The following is a 15,803-nucleotide window of genomic DNA, read 5'->3' on the forward strand; positions in this document are numbered from 1 at the left end:
AGATCCAGTGGCCCTCACCTCAGCCGAGAAACGCGACTTCATGCGCGACGGCCTGCACATCAAGCGCGGTGCCATCGCACCCGACCGGATCGCCCAGGCCCGCGATCTGGTCACCGACTGGTACCGCGAGTCGATGAACCCCGAGCTCATCAGCGCCTACACGCAGCGGACCTTCGCCCCGGAACTCGGCCGCCACCTCGACCTGCTCGCCCTCTTCGCCGAGTCCCCGGCCGCCGAACTCGCCCAGGAACTGCTCGGCGACGTGCGGCCCGTCTCCACCGTCCAACTCCAGATCCGCATCCCCGAGGGTCAGTTCGAGCAGAGCCAGCCGGAGAAGACGATGCACGTGGACGGCGTCTCCTGCCCGCACCTCGACCCCGAGGAACTACGGACCTTCTCGCTGCTCGTCGGCGTGGTGCTGTCCGACATCACCGACCCGGAGGCCGGCGCACTGCGCTACCAGCCGGGCGGGCACCTGACCATGGCCGAGTGGTTCCGCACCCAGTGGTCGCTCGGCATTACCGAACAGGTCCCGCCGGGCCTCGACGCCCAGGCCGGTACCCCGTTCCTCGGCCGGCCAGGAGACCTGCTGCTGATGCACCACCTCGTCCCCCACGCCGTCGGCCGCAACCTCGGCCCCGAGCCCCGGCTCATGGCGTACTTCCGCGTCGAGCACACCGACCACGCGCGGCGACGGCTGCAGGCGCTGCAGAACCCGTGGCTCGACTACCAGGGACTGCCGCAGGCGGCGTGAACGCCGAGCAGGGCCGGAACCGAGCCCATCCACTGACTCCCGAGACGGAGGGAAACCTGTGAGACCGATCCCAGCAGAACAACTCGGTGCCGCCGCCCGCGCGTTGGAGGCTGGAGACCTCGTCGTCGTGCCCACCGAGCGCTGGTACATGATCTGCGCCGACGCCACGAACCCGGCCGCCTGCAACAGTATCTTCGACGGCAAGCAGCGCCCCCGCACCAAGTCCCTCGTACTCGTACTCCCCTCCCTGGAGGAGTACGAAAAGCAGTTCGTCATCCACCCCGAGGCCCGGCAACTGGCCGACGCCTTCTGGCCCGGCAACCTCGCCATGCTCCTGCCCTGGCACAGCACCGAGATCGGCGAACACCACCCCGCCGTCGGTTCGCCCGCGCTCACCACCCTCTCCTCCGGCCCGCTCGGCGCCCTCGCGGCGGCGGCCCGCACCCCGGTGGCCGCGACGACCGCCAACATCTCGGGCAACGCCGGTACCAACGCGCCAGGCCCGGCGATCACGGCCGAGGAGGTCCGGGGCTTCCTGGAGTCCACCGGTGTCAGGGCGACGGTCCTCCTCGACGGCGGGGTCTCGCCGGCCGCGAATCACCTCACCATCGTCGACTGCTCGACGCCCGCGGCACGCCTCGTCCGCCCCGGCCTCGTTCACGAGCGAGCACTGGCCGCTGTCCTCGGACGCAAGCTGACGTGACCGAGCGACTTGGCCGCGTGGGCTGCGGCAGGTCGAAACCGGAGCAACCATCTGTTGGGGCCATGCCACTCGGCGCGGCCCCAACAGAGGTTCGGCTAATCCCACATGACGCCCGCGAGCAGGCCATCGAAAGCGAGGGCGCGCATCGCGGTGTCAAAGTTGGCCCACTCGCGTTCGGGCTCGGTGAAGTACTGGTCGAAGTAGTCGCGGGTGAGGTCGGGCTCGTGCCACTCGGTGGCGCAGCGGCAGCGGACGAAGACGTGGTGGCGGACGTTGAGGAGCAGCCAGTCGCGGCGGGCGTGGCAGTTGGGGCAGGTGATGGGGATGCCGCGAGCGTCGAGTTCACCGGGGTGGGGGACCGCTCGGATGACGTTCTGGTGGGGTTCGGGGTGCGGGTTGTGGAAGTCGGGTTCGTAGTCGGTCATGTGGTCCTTTCCCGTGCTGGTGGCGTGATGCAGGGACCACAAGACGAGCGGCGGTCGGGAAGTTCCCGGCCGCCGCTGAAGACATCACATCGACACCCTGGCCATGGAGTTGCTGGGCCGGGGGTGCCGGTGAGGGTCATTCCTCGCTGGGTGCGAAGAGCCAGCCGTCCGGGGCGACGATGTCGAGCAGGCGCTCGTACTCGGTGCGGTCTTGCTCGGTCATGACGGCGGCGGCGTCGGCGGCCGTGCTGTCCGCCGGGAGTACGGCGAAGTACCGGTGCAGGAGGGCGATGACGGCCTGGGTGGCGTCGGCCATCTCGCGGTCGCGTTCGATCTTGCGGTCCCGCAGCCAGCAGAACGTTTCGAACTCCTCGCGGGTGGCGCTGAGGACGGTGGCCTGCTCCTTCCTGGTGAAGGGGCTGCCGTCGCTGTGGGACCAGGTGTTGGTGTCGGGGCGGTACTTGAAGTCCGCGTCGAACAGCAGGTCCATGACGTCGGTGCGGTAGTCGGACTGGGCCAAGGTGGTGAAGCTCCTTACGGGAGGGGTCAGCGCCGGTGGGGGGCCGGCTGTGAGGTGGTGGGTGGGAGTGCGGCTGTCGAGGTGGGGGTGGTTCCCGAGGTGCCACGAGAGCTGTGGGGCTGGTGTGTTGGGGTAGGTGGAGTGGTGGTGCGGCCGGTGGCGCTCCTGGACAGTGCCGCGTTCGCGCGGCGGTCCTCGGGCGTGACCGCTCGTCCGGGGGCGGGGAGGGCGGTGTCGCGGCGGATGCGCCAGGTGAGCACCGCGGCGGCGGAGTCGGCGCTGGCGAGTTCGCGCCGCCCGGTGGCGTGGGCGAGCAGGGCATTGGGGTCGTGTCCTGCTGCTTCGGCTTCGGCGAGGGTGGCGGCGAGGGCTGCCCAGCCGTCCTTGTCGGCGAGCACCCGCGCGGCCTGGTCGGCCGGTAGCGCGTGGCGGAGCGCTGCCGCCTGCCGGTCCCGGACTTCCCCGGGTAGGCGTTCGCCTTCGAGGGAGAGGTGGGCGAGCGGCTTGGCGGCGTGCCTGCCGTAGGCGGTGCGCAGGTGGTCGGCCGCGGTGCGGGCAGCGTCGGCCTGGTGGTGCTGGCCTTGGGCGGCATGCCATTTGGCGATGACGAGCGCGAGCAGGATCAGGCTGGAGAGGATCGTGGTGGCGGCCGCGCCTTCTTCTCCTCGGCCGCCGGTGGGGCCGGCGTGGAGGAGTTCGCGGGCGGCGGAGCGCATCGCCCGCAGGTCGGCTCGGGCGGCGCGGGTGCGGGTGCGGGCGACTGCAGTGTATTCGAGGGCTCGGGCGGCGTGGTTGATCTCCTTCCGGGACAGGACGGGGCTGGTGAGGGCGAGGGCGTCGAGGGCTTCGATGCCGCCGCTGATCACCGCGGCGACCTGGGCGGTGTCCGGGGCGTCGTCGAGGGTGCGGGTGACGTGGTCGACGGTGGTGCTGGCCCGGTAGCGGGCCGCGACCGGTGAGCTGGTGGTGGGCAGGTCGGTGCCAGCGGTGAAGCGGGCCTGGATCTGCGGGCGGGTGAGGTCGGTGGCGAGCTTGCCGCCGGGGAACCAGACCGGTGCGGTGCCGTCGCCGGTGGAGAGAGCGAACTTGTAGCCGGTCACGTCCCCGGACGGCGCCCTGCGCACGCCCAGCAGCACGCCCTGGGCGGCGAGGCCGGCGGCGAACTCCTCCTCGCTCGCGGCCCCGGCCAGTGCCCGGCGCACGGAGGTGTGCAGCCGGTCGCGGTCGCTGGTCTCCTTGCCCTGGCGTTGGGCCTTGCGCAGCTCCGCGCCGGTGGCGCGTTTGGGGACCGCGGCCCGGTAGTCCCGGGTGCGGGTGTCGGACAGGTCTTTGAGTCCGTACTGCCTTTCTATCGTGGTGAGTTCGGCTTCGACGCGGTACTGGTCGCCGCGCAGGCGGGCCTGGGTGAGGTCGGCACGGACGATGGTGGCGAGGATGTGGATGTGGTCGTCGGCGTGGCGAACGGCGATCCAGCGGCAGACGTCCGGGTCGCCGTCGGGGGCGATGCCAGCGGCGGCCACGACGCAGCGGGCGACGGCGGCCCAGTCGTTGTCGGTGAGGGTCCGGTCGGTCGGGTCGGCGCGGACCATTCGGTGGTAGACGTGGCTCTTGATCTTGCGGCCGTACTGGACGACGTGCAGGTCGAGGGCGTCGCGGAGCTGCGCGAGACTGGAGTGCGGGTCGCGGCCGGGGTCGGGGGCGAAGCCGCCCCAGGACGCGACGAGGTGCGGGTCGGTGTGCTCGTTCGCCCGGCCCGGCCCGTACAGGTAGCGAAGCGCGCCGAGGGTGTTGCTGCCATGGACGGCCTTGCTGATCAACGGCGCTTCGCCTTCGCCAGCTCCATCGCCACCCGGTCGATCTGCATGATGACCAGGCGGCCCGCGTCGAACGCGGCACGGACGGCGTCGGCGGCGTCCCGGACGTCGGCGGGCAGCAGGTCGATGCCCGAGTTGTAGTCGCGGGCGAGCTGGTTGAGGTTGCTGGCCGCGCCGGCGGACTGGCGCCGCACCAGCCGCAGCTCGTCGATCGCCTCGTCCAGGCTCACGTCTCGACCGCCCGGCCCCGGCCTGCGTCGGTGAGGGCCTTGCGGGCGAGGTAGTGCGCGACGGTCAGGTTCTCGGCGGCGGCCCGCCGCTCGATCTCCCGCTTCGTCTTGGAGCTGACACGGAAGGAGACCTTGGCGAGCCTCGGGTTCTCGTCGTCACGGCGACGGCGCTTCGGCGGACGATGGGCGTCAGCACGGTCAGCACTGCGTGCGACAGCGGCAGGTGACGGCCCAACGGCTCCGATGGGCTTCTCCCGGAGTGCCGCGCCCCCGCGCTCGACCACACCGCCCCGCCCGCGCCCTCCTGGGCGCGAGCGTCCGCGTCCGGACCCCGATCAGGGGTCGGACGCACTCGCTTGCTCCGCTGTTGACCTGTAGATGGTCAACTCCGTTGCGGTCCAGCGAGGTTACAACGCTGGCGGGATGCCCGGACGGGGTCTGTCGGATGGCGGTCACGTAGGGGCTCCGGGGCGGATCGGTGGCGGAAGACGGGGAGGGCGAGGGCAAGGTAGGCGCGAGTCAGCGGCGGCTGCGCTGTTCGGCGGCCTGCTTCTCTGCGCGCAGGACGGTCATGACGTCGGTGAGGCGGTCACCGGAGATCGTCACGCCCCGGGAGCGGACAGCCTTGCGGACACTGGCACGGCTGAGCCGTCCGGTGCGCTGCCACGCCTGGCGTCCGATGTCGGCGAGCTCCTCCTTGGACGCGCCCGGGGGACGGCCGACTGGCCTGCCAACCCGGTCCACCGGGAGAGTTCCGGACAGGTCGTCCCCGGCGGTCCGACCGTCGACGCTGTCCGAAGCACGGGTGTGCTCCTCGCCGATCGGGGCAGACGCCGACACCGTCTCGGGACCGATGGCAGCGTCGCCCGTCCGCTCGACGGCGAGAGTTCCGGACAGGTCATGACCTGCGGGTTCGCCGTCTGTGCGGTCGGTGGGATGCACGAATTCCTCGACGGCCCGGTTGCCGGACGGGAGACCTGCGGGCGTTGCGGACGGCCCACCGGTCCCGGCAGCAGCCGACCGGACGGTGCCGATGGTCGCCACGGACCGGTGCACGAACTCGTCGTTGTACTCCACAGCCACCCCGTGGTCCGAGGCTGCGGACAGGTCATCGGGAGTTCCGGACACCCCGGCCGTCGCGGTCCGGTCCGGGGCCGCACCGGCCTCCGGAACGGGACGGTGGTCCGGTCGGGGACCGTGGCGGGTGATGAGGATGAAGAGGTGGACGGCGCCGCCGAGGGCGAGCGGGGCGAGGGTGGACAGCAGCCCGACCACGCTGTCGCCCAGCCGCAGCCCGTCCCCGTTGCCGGGCAGGTGGTTGAGGCGGACGGCGTGGAGGGCGTTGGCCCAGACGCTGGCGGCAGTGGCACCGGCGAACAGCAGCCAGGTGTAGGCGCGGGCCGGCCACGGGGCGGCGCGCAGGACGAGCAGGGCACGCACGCCGTAGGCGATGAACCCGTCGAGGGCCATCGGGAAGACGTAGGTCAGCGACCCGCGGACGTGGATCGCGGCGGCCATCTGCTGCAGCGCGTCGTAGGACAGGGCGAAGCCCGCGGCACCGAGGAGGGCGACCGCGATGCGGTCCCAGGTGCTGACCTGGCGCTCCGTCGAAGGGGGGTGAGGCGATCGGGTGCCGGGTCCGGAGGGCCGGCGCTCCGGGGCCGTCGGGAGTCCCCGCCCGCCGGGCGCAGTGGGGAACGTAGGCTGGGACACGAAGCTCCTTGCGCGGTGCCCTGCGGCTGGCAGGCCGAAGGGCACCTGGGTTGATCGTTGTTAAGTGGGCGGTCGTCAGGGAGTCGTCTCGGCCCTTGGTGCTCCAACACCAGGGGCCGACCCCCTTTCCGGGGCCCACGCGGTGCGCGGGCCCCGAGTGGGTGCGGTCAGGCCGCGCGGGCCAGGACGCCGATCGCGGCGGTCCCCAACAGGTCGGCCAAGCGGGCCGCGCTGCGGGGGCTGATCGTCGTCCGGAAGCCGGAGCAGACCCGCTCCAGCGCGCGTGCGCGCTCGTCGGCCAGCTGTCCCGGGGATGAACGGCCGCCGGCCGGGTCGGTCGCGTCGGTGCCCTGGCGGCGCAGGGCGATCACGTTCCCATGGGCATCGGGAGAGCGTGCGGGGTAGGGGGCTGGCGGGCCCCCTCGGGCTGCACCGGGTCGCTCGGGTTGTGGGCGGTCGTCAGGAAGCCGGGGGCCACGCGCCGGGTGCTCCAACACCAGGCACGGGCAAGGAAGGCGGGCCGGACGCCGACAGGCGTTCGGCACGCTCCTCGGCGGCTACGTCATGTCAGAAACTCCTCGTTTCAGGGCAAGCTGGGGCATCCGGCAACGGCGGGGTACCGTCGCCGCACGCAGGTGACCACGGGGTGGCTGCTTTGGTGAGGCCGGAAGGCGGTGATAGAAGGCGCGCGACCACGCCAGGGGAAGTCGCAGGCAGTGCGACCGGGGATGCGAATACTCAAGCAGCCGCAATATCTCCCATCAAGGAGTTGGCCAAAATCTCCCAAGCAAGGAATTCGGATAAATCGTTACCGGATTTTTCGCAAGCCACTTGACCTGGGAAGGAGGCCTTTCGCGGCACCCCTGGCCGCTACGTTGAATCTCCTCCTCGAAATACGGCCCACGCCCTTCCTCCTCCAGGGGTCACCCGGACCGCAGTGAGTGCGCGAGACCACGATCACCCACCCACAGCCGGACGCATCCGGCCGATCTCGTGGTAGGGGCGCGACGTCGGTCAGAGCTGGTTCTGCTCGATGCTGATGCGGTCCCAGTCGAAGACGCCAGGTGTCTTTGTGGAGGCATCGATGATCACTCCGGCGAAGAGGAACCGCAGCACGGCGTTCCGCCGCTCGTCGGTCATCTCCTCCGCGAACCAGGCGTCCCGTGCACCTGGTCCGGTCAGCCCTTCGAGGAGTTTCATCGGCCGTACCGCCACCCGCCGCTGGGCCTTGGCGATGCGCCCTTGGATCTCCTTCCGCATCTTCCGGTACTCGGCGGTGCTGATCTCCTTGGCGGTCCACATCTCGTTCAGCTCTTCGAGCTGTTGCTGGTCAGCCTCGACCGCCTCGGCGGCGCTGTCCGTGAGCGAGGTCGTGGCCACCTGCCCGGAGACCGTGAGCTTGCCGAGCAGGTCGATCGCGGCGTCCCGGACGAAGTCCTCCAGCTTGATGGCCGCGATCCGCCGGACGCACTTCTTGTCGTCGTTCCGCGTCCTGCGGGTGCAGAGGTACGCCGGGGAGTTTCCGATCTTGGTACCGGACATGAGCGTCCCGCACCGGCCGCACATCACGAGCCCGCGCAGCAGGTAGAACCGCCGCAGCTCCAGGTTGGTCTGGTGGACCTGGGACCGGAACTCGCGCCGGGCGCGGGTCTCCGCCCAGGTGCCGGCGTCGATGATGGCGGGCCAGTTACCGGGGCCCAGTTCCTCGCCCCGGTGCATGCGGATGGCGGCGACGTGCCGGGAGTCGAGCAGCGCACGGACGGTGCCCTGGGTCCACTCCTTGCCGTACACGGTCTTGATGCCGCGCTTGTGGAGGATGAGGGCGATGGCGTACGGGTTCTTGCCCTTGAGGTAGAGGTCGAAGACCTCTCGGACGATCTCGGCCTCCTCCTCGACGATCGTCATGCCGTCTGCCTCGTAGCCGAACCGGCGCTTTCCCGTGTGGGGCTTCCCCTCGTTCGCCCGGTCGGCGAGCGTGTCCTTCAGCCGCCGCGAGGTGTCGTCGGACGACGGGCAGGCGTGGGCCACCTCGATGCGGAGGATGAAGCGGTCGTCGGGGTCCGAGAGGTTCCGTCGGTTCGCCTCCCCGTGGAGGAGGATCTGATGCTCGTCGGAGATCGTGAGCAGCTCTTCGAGGTCCCTGGGCTGCCGCATCAGCCGGTCGGGGTGGTAGACGATGATGTGGCGGAACTCCCGCTCGCCCGCGCCGGTGAGCAGTTCGTCCCAGCCGGGGCGCTTCCGGTTGCGGCGCCAGGCCGACCGGCTGTTGTCGACGAAGACGTGGCGCGGGTCGATCACGAGGCCCCGGCGCTCGGCGATCTCGCGGCAGATCCGCTCCTGGCGGTCCACGCCCGTCTGGTCGTCGTCATCGGCGTGGGAGATCCGGCAGTAGATGGCCGCCGCCTCTCCCGGCGTGATCACCGGCTCCTGCTTCCCGTTGCGTCGCATGGACCGTTCGTATGAAAACGGAATGGCCTCGCCGAACTTCCGGCATCCGGTCACGCTGGCCAAGGAGTTGCTGACGCTGGACGACGTGTCCGGTGGCCGGGTGACGGTGGGCATCGGGGTCGGCGGTACCGGGTTCGACGCGACGGCGCTGGGGCAGCAGGCGTGGACGCCGAGGGAGCGGGCGGACCGGTTCGGGGAGTTTCTGCCGCTGCTGGACAAGCTGCTCACCCAGGACTCGACCACCGAGCACGGCCGCTACTACACGGCGGTCGAGGCGCGGAACATCCCGGGCTGTGTGCAGCGGCCCCGGGTGCCGTTCCATGTGGCCGCGACCGGGCCGCGCGGGCTGCGGCTGGCGGCGGAGTACGGGCAGGGCTGGGTCAGCTACGGCGATCCGGCCGGGCCGGGGGACGTGCCGGTGCAGGACTGCCCGGGGGTGATCGCCGGGCAGCTGGCCAGGCTCGCCGACGCCTGCGCTGCGGTGGGCCGCGACCCGGGCGAGCTGGAGAAGGTGCTGTTGCACGGCTCGACCCAGGAGCGTCCGCTGGACTCCCTGGACGCCTTCGTGGACTACGCCGGCCGCTACCGCGAGTTGGGCGTCACCGAGATCGTCGTCCACTGGCCGGTGCCCGGTTCGGTCTTCGAGACCGATCAGGCCCTCTTCGAGCGGATCGCCACCGAGGGCCTGGCTCAGCTGGGCTGACCCGGGCGCTGGGCGGGCCGGGTCCGGTAACGAATCGTGCGTCAGTATTCGCACAGTTGCGGACACGTCAGGCATAAACGCGTTGTAAGGGCCCGGGGTAGTCGGCATAATCGCAGCTCAACTGCGTTCGGGCACCAGCTGGGTGACAGGCGGACCGGCCTGGACGAGTACCGATCCGCATCTGCCGGGGGAGAGTCGTGCACCCGCCCGAATCCGACGAGGCGGCCCCGCCGCCCATACCGCCCCAACCCCGGGCCCGGCCGGCGCGCCGACTGCCCCGCGCCCTGAGCGTGACCCTGGCCACCGCCGGACTGCTGGCCGTCACCGCCACCGCCGCCACCGTGACGGTCGCGGTCGGCCGCCCCGCCCGGCCGGCGGCGCAGCCGCAGGCCGCCGCCGCGACGCCCGCCACCCCCTCGCCGCCGCCCACGGCCGAGCCGTCCGTGACCACCGCCGCACCGCCCCCGCCGACGGCGAGCCCCACCCCGCACCCCACGGTGACCGGCCGGGTCTCCGGCGATGCCCACACCGGTGACCTGCGGTTCTTCCTGCTCCCCGTACCGGAGGACGCGGAGGTCTACGGCGACCCGGCCGGTACCCGGATGTCGCTCGAAACGGTGGCCAAGGGCTTTGGCAACACCAGCGAGACCAAGCGCATCCTGGACGACTACGACTTCCACTCCGCCGCCTACCGCACCTACCGCACCCAGGACGGCAGCGCCGAGGTCACCTCCCGGCTGATCCGGTTCGGCAACGCCACCAAGGCGAACTGGTTTGTGACCGGCATGTCGATGCACGGCACCCCCTTCTCGGTGCCCGGGGTCGACGGCGCCCGTGGCTTCCTCTTCAAGCCCGAGCAGCCGGGCGGCACCGGATCGCTGATCGGCCTCTTCCACCAGGGCGACGTGGAGGTCGAGATCAGCGTCGATGTCAAGGGCGTTCCGGACAAGTCCGTCCTCACCGGCCTGATCAAGCGCCAGCAGCAGCGGCTGCGTACCGGCCACTGAGCCACGGCACGTACGCCGCCACCCCTCGAACTCCCGTGGAGCACCCCTTGACCAGCGACGGCCCGGAGCGGCCCGCCCCCGACCCGGCACCGGGCTTCGACCCCTGGCAGCCCTTCACCCCCGGCAGCCGGGAGGCACCCCCACCGCCCGCAGCCGAACCCGAGCCCGCCGCCCCGCGCCGCCCCCGCCCCCGGACCGGCGTACTGCTGACCGCCGCCCTGCTGCTCGGCGTCCTCGGCGGCGGCGCGGTCGGCTACGCCGTCCAGGCCCGGCGCCCGCCGACCCCGCTGCCGCCGCTGGCGGTGCCCTGGCCCGCCTACCCGGACCGGCCGCTGGACGCCAAGGCGGCCGCCGCCGCAGCCGTCGAGCCGCTGAAGATCGACGGTGACCTGCGCAAACTGCTGATCAGCAAGCCCAAGGGCGCCAAGGACTGGGACTTCATGCCCGGTGTGGACGGCTGGATGCCCATCGACGAGATGGCCCTGATGTGGAGCAACGCCCGGGGCATGTTCATCAAACTGCTCGCCGACGACTTCCGCCGCGCCGCCACCGTCAGCTGGCTGGAGGGCGACACCGACTTCCGGGTCCGCCTGATCCAGTTCGGCCCGGACGGGGCCTCCCAGCCCGCCGCCGACGTCCAGCTGGCCGCCTGCGACGACGACACCTGCACCAGCAGGCCCATCCCCGGCACGGCCACCGGCGTCGCGCTCGTGAGCAACACCACCGAGACGTACGCCGAGTCCAAGGACCGCTACTACCTCGGGCTCGCCGTGGCCCGGCGCGGCAATGTGGAGATGCGCATCGACGTGCACTCACCGAGGAAGGTCGACATCAACCGGGTCCTCGACCTCGCCCAGCGCCAGTGGGAGCGGCTGTGACCGACTACACCACCCCGCCCGCACCCCCCACCGCTCCCCCCGCCGCACCCCCCAGGCGCCGCCGCCGTCGGCGTGCCTGGCGGCCGCTCGCCGCCGTCCTGGCCGCCGCCGTCGCCGGGGTCGGCATCGGTGAGGTGCTGCTGCACACCCGCTACCGGGACGACACCGCCACCGCCGCACCCACCACCGCCCCGGTCACCGCCGCTCCCAGCCCCAGCTGGGGCGCCAGGTCCAACGGCAACCACTTCGGCTCACTGCGCGACCAGCTGCTCCCCGTCCCCGACGACTACAACCTCGGCCCCGATGAAGGCGATCTCGGCAATGACACCGAACTGGTCGGCGCCCAGCTCCACGACCGGCTCCGGCAGCAGCTCAAGGGCGTGCCCGACAAGCACCGCAAGGAGGTCGAGGACACCTGGAACTCCCTGCACGTGCGGGCCGGCGGACTACGGACCTACCGAGCGGACAGCGGCGAGTTCATGGCCGAGATGCAGCTCAGCCAGCTCAACCAGCAGGCCGCGACCGCGAGGACCGCACTCAGCACCGCCCTGGTCGACGGCCTCGGCGCCTTCCGGCAGGGCCCGGCCGTCCCCGGGCACCGGGACACCCGCTGCATACTGCCGCCGCTGGAGCCGTCCGCCCAGATCGACTACATGACGTGCTTCGCCGCCGAGGGGGACCTGCTGGTCACCATGGCGGTGACCGGCACCGCACCACTGGACAAGGACAAGGCCGTGGCGCTGCTCAAGGCGCAGCTCGACCGCCTGGCACGCCCGGGAGCAGCCGTATGACGGACCAGCAGGCCACCGCCGACACCCTCACCGCACCCCCGGCCGCGCCGTCCCCCGGGCGCCGCCGCCCCCGGCTGCGCACCGTGCTGCGCTGGGGCGCCGCCGTACTGCTGCTGGGCCTGTCCGGTACGGCGGCCGCGTTCGCCGTCGCCGCGCCGGACCGCACCGACCTGCCCGGACTGCGCACCCCCGCCGACGGCCGCTACACCTTCCCGCAGCCGACCCTGCCGCCGCTGCCCGCCGGGAAGCCCGCGCCGTCCGCCGTCGGCAACTCCGGCATCCACTACGCCGACCTGCGGGGACTGCTGCTGCCCGCCCCGCAGGAGGCCACCGGCACCGTCGCCCCGGCGCCCGCCGCCACCTCGGCGGCGGGCTGCGCGCCCTTCGCGGAGCAGTTCACGGACAGCGCGGCGATCCGGCGGTCGCTGACCGAGAGCGCCTGCCGCCGGGGCACCGGGCGGGTCTGGACGGCGTCCGACGGCACCCGTACCGAGATCCGGTTGGTGGGCTTCGGCTCCGAACCGGAGGCACGCGAGCTGTACACCGTGCTGCCGGACGCCACGCTGAAGGCCGTGCCGGACCAGGTGGCGGCCAGCGCCTTCGACGTGGCGTTCCCGTCCGGGGTCAGCGGCACCTCCTCGGTGCGGCGGCAGACGGTCGACGGGGTGCGGCGCGATGTCGCCCGGACGCTGCGGCTGCGGGCGGGCGACCTGGTGGCGACCGTGGTGATGACCAACCCCGAGGGGGTGCCCGACGCCGCGTTCCGGCAGGTGGTGTCGCTCCAGGCCGGGCTGCTCGGCTGAGGGTGCCGCCCGGCTGAGCGTACGGGGGCGTCCCCGACCGTCCCCTAGGGGACGACCCCCGCCGTGTACCTCTCAAGGAGCAGAGGTGATCGGCTTTCGAGTGCATGTCAGGACCGGGCGGCAGGCGCTAGGTTCACAGGGTGTCGTCAGTCATCACCACGGACAGCCTCACCAAGAGGTACCCCCGCGTCACCGCGCTCGACCGGCTCACCGTCGATGTGGCCCCCGGCGTCGTCGGCCTGGTCGGGTCCAACGGCGCGGGCAAATCCACCCTGATCAAGATCCTGCTCGGACTGGCCCCCGCCAGCTCCGGCACCGCCCGCGTCCTCGGCCTGGACGTCGCCACCGACGGGCCGGCCATCCGCGAGCGGGTCGGCTACATGCCGGAGCACGACTGCCTGCCGCCGGACGTCTCGGCCACCGAGTTCGTCGTCCACATGGCGCGGATGTCGGGGCTGCCGGCCGCCGCCGCCCGGGAGCGCACCGCCGACACCCTGCGCCACGTGGGGCTGTACGAGGAGCGCTACCGGCCGATCGGCGGCTACTCCACCGGCATGAAGCAGCGGGTCAAGCTCGCCCAGGCGCTGGTCCACGACCCGCAACTGGTGCTGCTCGACGAGCCCACCAACGGCCTCGACCCGGTCGGCCGCGACGACATGCTCGCCCTGATCCGCCGCATCCACAGCGACTTCGGCATCTCGGTGCTGGTCACCTCGCACCTGCTCGGCGAGCTGGAGCGCACCTGCGACCACCTGGTCGTCATCGACGGCGGCGCGCTGCTGCGCTCCTCCTCCACCGCGTCGTTCACCGAGGCCACCCAGGTGCTGGCCATCGAGGTGACCGCCGACGAGGAGTACACCGACCGGCACCTCGGGTCCGACCCGGACCAGGTGCTACGCGACCGGCTCACCGCCGCCGGCCTCACCGTGGGCACCGACGGCGCGGGCGCGGCCGGCAGCGAGCTGGGCGGCCGCATCCTGCTGGTGCAGATCAAGGACGACGACACCTACGACACCGTCCGCGACACCGTCGCCGACCTCGGCCTCGGCCTGGTGCGGATGGAGCAGCGCCGCCACCGGGTGGTGGAGGTCTTCAGCGACGACAGCTCCGCCGCCGCCACGCCGGCCGGCCCCGATCCGCAGGAAGGGGGGCCCGCAGATGCCGGTGCCGCCTGAGGCCACGACCGCACCCCCTCGGACCGGGGTGATCCACAACATCGGCTACCGCAACTACAGCGGCCCGCGCCTGGGCCGGAGCTACGCCACCCGCTCGCTGTTCGTGCAGAGCCTGCGCTCCGCGTACGGCCTCGGCCGCTCCGCGAAGTCCAAGGTGCTGCCGATGCTGCTGGTCGGCGCGGTGTGCGTACCGGCGGTGATCATCGTCGCCGTGGCGGTGTTCGCCAAGAGCGAGCAACTGCCGGTGGAGTACACCGGCTACCTCACCGACACCGGCACCCTGTTCGGCATCTTCGTCGCCGCCCAGGCACCGGTGGCGCTCTCCCGCGACCTGCGGTTCATGACCGTGCCGCTGTACTTCTCCCGGCCGCTGACCCGCACCGACTACGTACGGGCCAAGTTCGCCGCGATGACCGTCGCGCTGCTGATCCTCACCGCGCTGCCGGTGCTGGTGCTGTACGCGGGCGCGCTGCTCTGCGGGATGCCGTTCGGCCACAACACCCTGCACGCCCTCTACGGCCTGGGCGCCGCGCTGCTGTACTCGCTGATCCTCGCCGCCATCGGCCTGGCCATCGCCGCCGCCACCCCCCGGCGCGGCTTCGGCGTCGCCGCGATCATCGGCGTGCTGGTGATCAGCACCACGGTGGCCGGCATCGGCTGGGCGGTGCTGCACGAGTCCGGCCGCGCCGACCCGTCCACCGCCAACTGGGCCGGGATGTTCTCCCCGTCCACCCTGGTCGACTCCCTGTCCACCTGGCTGTTCCGGCTGCCGCACGGCGGCGGCCCCAGCTGGCCGCCCAGCACCGGGGCGGGCGTGGTCTTCCTCGCCGAGTTCCTCGTCATCATCGCCGCCGCGTACGCGCTGCTGCTGCGGCGCTACCGGAAGTTCTGACAGGGAGTCAGCCAAGCCATGGCCACCATCAGCATCGACGGCGTCTCCCGCTGGTTCGGGAACGTCGTCGCCGTGAACGACATCTCCATGCGGATCGGCCCCGGCGTCACCGGCCTGCTCGGCCCCAACGGCGCCGGCAAGTCCACCCTCATCCACATGATGAGCGGCTTCCTGGCGCCCTCCGCCGGCACGGTCACCCTCGACGGCGAACCCATCTGGCGCAACCAGCGGACCTACCGGCAGATCGGCCTCGTCCCGGAGCGGGAGTCGATGTACGACTTCCTCACCGGCTGGCAGTTCGTCCTCGCCAACGCCGAACTGCACGGCCTGCCCGACCCCGGCGCCGCCGCCACCCGCGCCCTGGCCACCGTGGAGATGCAGCACGCCCAGGACCGGAAGACCGGCACCTACTCCAAGGGCATGAAGCAGCGGGTCAAGATGGCCTCCGCGCTGGTCCACGACCCCTCGGTGCTGCTGCTCGACGAACCGTTCAACGGCATGGACCCCCGCCAGCGCCTGCACCTGATGGAGCTGCTGCGCCGGTTCGGCGCCGACGGCCGCACCGTGCTGTTCTCCTCGCACATCCTGGAGGAGGTCGAGCAGCTCGCCCGGCACATCGAGGTGGTGGTCGCCGGCCGGCACGCCGCCTCCGGCGACTTCCGCCGCATCCGCAGGCTGATGACCGACCGCCCGCACCGCTACCTGGTCCGCTCCAGCGACGACCGCGCGCTGGCCGCCGCCCTGATCGCCGACCCCTCCACCGCCGGCATCGAGCTCGACTGGCAGGAGAAGGCACTGCGCGTCCAGGCGATCGACTTCCACCGCTTCACCCGGCTGCTGCCGCGCGTCGCCCGGGAGGCCGGCGTCCGGCTGTACACCGTCGCCCCGGCCGACGAGTCGCTGGAGAGCGTCTTCTCCTACCTCGTCGCCTCCTGAACCCCCGCAGA

The 15,803-nt window shown here is 71.9% G+C and carries 16 protein-coding genes and 1 pseudogene; 10 read left to right on the forward strand and 7 right to left on the reverse strand.

Translation table 11 applies throughout. The annotated features are described in order from the left end of the window. Positions 1 to 7 precede the first annotated feature (7 nt). Positions 8 to 754, forward strand: a complete 747-nt coding sequence (locus ACIQGZ_RS01760) for a phytanoyl-CoA dioxygenase family protein (protein WP_402598670.1) — start codon at positions 8 to 10, stop codon at positions 752 to 754. A 58-nt stretch (positions 755 to 812) separates the two neighbouring features. Continuing rightward, positions 813 to 1,457, forward strand: a complete 645-nt coding sequence (locus ACIQGZ_RS01765) for an L-threonylcarbamoyladenylate synthase (RefSeq protein ID WP_402598672.1) — start codon at positions 813 to 815, stop codon at positions 1,455 to 1,457. A 95-nt stretch (positions 1,458 to 1,552) separates the two neighbouring features. Here ACIQGZ_RS01765 and ACIQGZ_RS01770 read toward each other — a convergent pair whose 3' ends face one another. The 7 genes from ACIQGZ_RS01770 to ACIQGZ_RS01800 all read right to left on the reverse strand — a co-directional run bounded on the left by ACIQGZ_RS01770 (position 1,553) and on the right by ACIQGZ_RS01800 (position 8,607). After that, a complete protein-coding gene (locus tag ACIQGZ_RS01770; RefSeq protein WP_402598674.1) occupies positions 1,553 to 1,882 on the reverse strand; it encodes a hypothetical protein in 330 nt (109 codons plus the stop codon). A 136-nt stretch (positions 1,883 to 2,018) separates the two neighbouring features. Then, positions 2,019 to 2,402: a hypothetical protein gene (locus tag ACIQGZ_RS01775; RefSeq protein WP_402598675.1), complete on the reverse strand. Its 384-nt coding sequence runs from the start codon at positions 2,400 to 2,402 to the stop codon at positions 2,019 to 2,021. Between the two features lie 26 nt (positions 2,403 to 2,428). Next, a complete protein-coding gene (locus ACIQGZ_RS01780) occupies positions 2,429 to 4,219 on the reverse strand; it encodes a hypothetical protein (protein WP_402598676.1) in 1,791 nt (596 codons plus the stop codon). Further along, on the reverse strand, positions 4,216 to 4,446 hold the full coding sequence (locus ACIQGZ_RS01785; RefSeq protein ID WP_402598678.1) for a hypothetical protein: 231 nt from the start codon (positions 4,444 to 4,446) through the stop codon (positions 4,216 to 4,218). Before ACIQGZ_RS01785 ends, ACIQGZ_RS01780 begins: the two co-directional genes overlap by 4 nt. A gap of 519 nt (positions 4,447 to 4,965) precedes the next feature. Continuing rightward, positions 4,966 to 5,964: a hypothetical protein gene (locus tag ACIQGZ_RS01790; RefSeq protein WP_402598679.1), complete on the reverse strand. Its 999-nt coding sequence runs from the start codon at positions 5,962 to 5,964 to the stop codon at positions 4,966 to 4,968. Between the two features lie 362 nt (positions 5,965 to 6,326). Next, positions 6,327 to 6,530: a hypothetical protein gene (locus ACIQGZ_RS01795; protein ID WP_402598680.1), complete on the reverse strand. Its 204-nt coding sequence runs from the start codon at positions 6,528 to 6,530 to the stop codon at positions 6,327 to 6,329. A 643-nt stretch (positions 6,531 to 7,173) separates the two neighbouring features. Beyond that, positions 7,174 to 8,607: a recombinase family protein gene (locus ACIQGZ_RS01800; RefSeq protein ID WP_402598682.1), complete on the reverse strand. Its 1,434-nt coding sequence runs from the start codon at positions 8,605 to 8,607 to the stop codon at positions 7,174 to 7,176. Positions 8,608 to 8,629: 22 nt separating this feature from the next. Between ACIQGZ_RS01800 and ACIQGZ_RS01805 the strand changes: the two are divergent. From ACIQGZ_RS01805 to ACIQGZ_RS01840, 8 genes and pseudogenes are all read left to right on the forward strand, one after another. Further along, positions 8,630 to 9,310, forward strand: a pseudogene (locus ACIQGZ_RS01805) (LLM class flavin-dependent oxidoreductase); the annotation flags it as partial. Between the two features lie 197 nt (positions 9,311 to 9,507). After that, the gene (locus ACIQGZ_RS01810) at positions 9,508 to 10,317 is read left to right on the forward strand and encodes a hypothetical protein (protein ID WP_402598683.1); all 810 of its coding nucleotides are present in this window, start codon (positions 9,508 to 9,510) and stop codon (positions 10,315 to 10,317) included. 47 nt (positions 10,318 to 10,364) lie between these two features. Then, positions 10,365 to 11,195 carry a hypothetical protein gene (locus ACIQGZ_RS01815; RefSeq protein ID WP_402598684.1) on the forward strand — a complete coding sequence of 277 codons (831 nt, stop codon included), beginning with the start codon at positions 10,365 to 10,367 and terminating at the stop codon, positions 11,193 to 11,195. Beyond that, positions 11,192 to 11,986: a hypothetical protein gene (locus ACIQGZ_RS01820; protein ID WP_402598686.1), complete on the forward strand. Its 795-nt coding sequence runs from the start codon at positions 11,192 to 11,194 to the stop codon at positions 11,984 to 11,986. The genes ACIQGZ_RS01815 and ACIQGZ_RS01820 overlap by 4 nt, the downstream gene beginning before the upstream one ends. Then, positions 11,983 to 12,789, forward strand: a complete 807-nt coding sequence (locus ACIQGZ_RS01825) for a hypothetical protein (RefSeq protein WP_402598687.1) — start codon at positions 11,983 to 11,985, stop codon at positions 12,787 to 12,789. Before ACIQGZ_RS01820 ends, ACIQGZ_RS01825 begins: the two co-directional genes overlap by 4 nt. Before the next feature lie 140 nt (positions 12,790 to 12,929). After that, on the forward strand, positions 12,930 to 13,964 hold the full coding sequence (locus tag ACIQGZ_RS01830; RefSeq protein WP_402598689.1) for an ABC transporter ATP-binding protein: 1,035 nt from the start codon (positions 12,930 to 12,932) through the stop codon (positions 13,962 to 13,964). Then, positions 13,948 to 14,856 (forward strand): ABC transporter permease, encoded by a 909-nt coding sequence (locus tag ACIQGZ_RS01835; RefSeq protein WP_402598691.1) that lies wholly within the window; start codon positions 13,948 to 13,950, stop codon positions 14,854 to 14,856. Before ACIQGZ_RS01830 ends, ACIQGZ_RS01835 begins: the two co-directional genes overlap by 17 nt. 18 nt (positions 14,857 to 14,874) lie before the next feature. Then, positions 14,875 to 15,792 carry an ABC transporter ATP-binding protein gene (locus ACIQGZ_RS01840; RefSeq protein WP_402598693.1) on the forward strand — a complete coding sequence of 306 codons (918 nt, stop codon included), beginning with the start codon at positions 14,875 to 14,877 and terminating at the stop codon, positions 15,790 to 15,792. Positions 15,793 to 15,803 lie beyond the last annotated feature (11 nt).

Origin of the sequence: Streptomyces sp. NPDC092296, from assembly GCF_044755465.1 — a bacterium.
Classification (GTDB): domain Bacteria; phylum Actinomycetota; class Actinomycetes; order Streptomycetales; family Streptomycetaceae; genus Peterkaempfera.

Excerpts from the sequence above, each read along its gene's own strand:
- ACIQGZ_RS01770 (WP_402598674.1), bottom strand. The coding sequence starts at position 1,882 with ATGACCGACTACGAACCCGACTTCCACAACCCGCACCCCGAACCCCAC.
- ACIQGZ_RS01790 (WP_402598679.1), bottom strand. The coding sequence starts at position 5,964 with ATGGCCGCCGCGATCCACGTCCGCGGGTCGCTGACCTACGTCTTCCCG.
- ACIQGZ_RS01800 (WP_402598682.1), bottom strand. The coding sequence starts at position 8,607 with ATGCGACGCAACGGGAAGCAGGAGCCGGTGATCACGCCGGGAGAGGCG.
- ACIQGZ_RS01825 (WP_402598687.1), top strand. The coding sequence starts at position 11,983 with ATGACGGACCAGCAGGCCACCGCCGACACCCTCACCGCACCCCCGGCC.
- ACIQGZ_RS01835 (WP_402598691.1), top strand. The coding sequence starts at position 13,948 with ATGCCGGTGCCGCCTGAGGCCACGACCGCACCCCCTCGGACCGGGGTG.
- ACIQGZ_RS01840 (WP_402598693.1), top strand. The coding sequence starts at position 14,875 with ATGGCCACCATCAGCATCGACGGCGTCTCCCGCTGGTTCGGGAACGTC.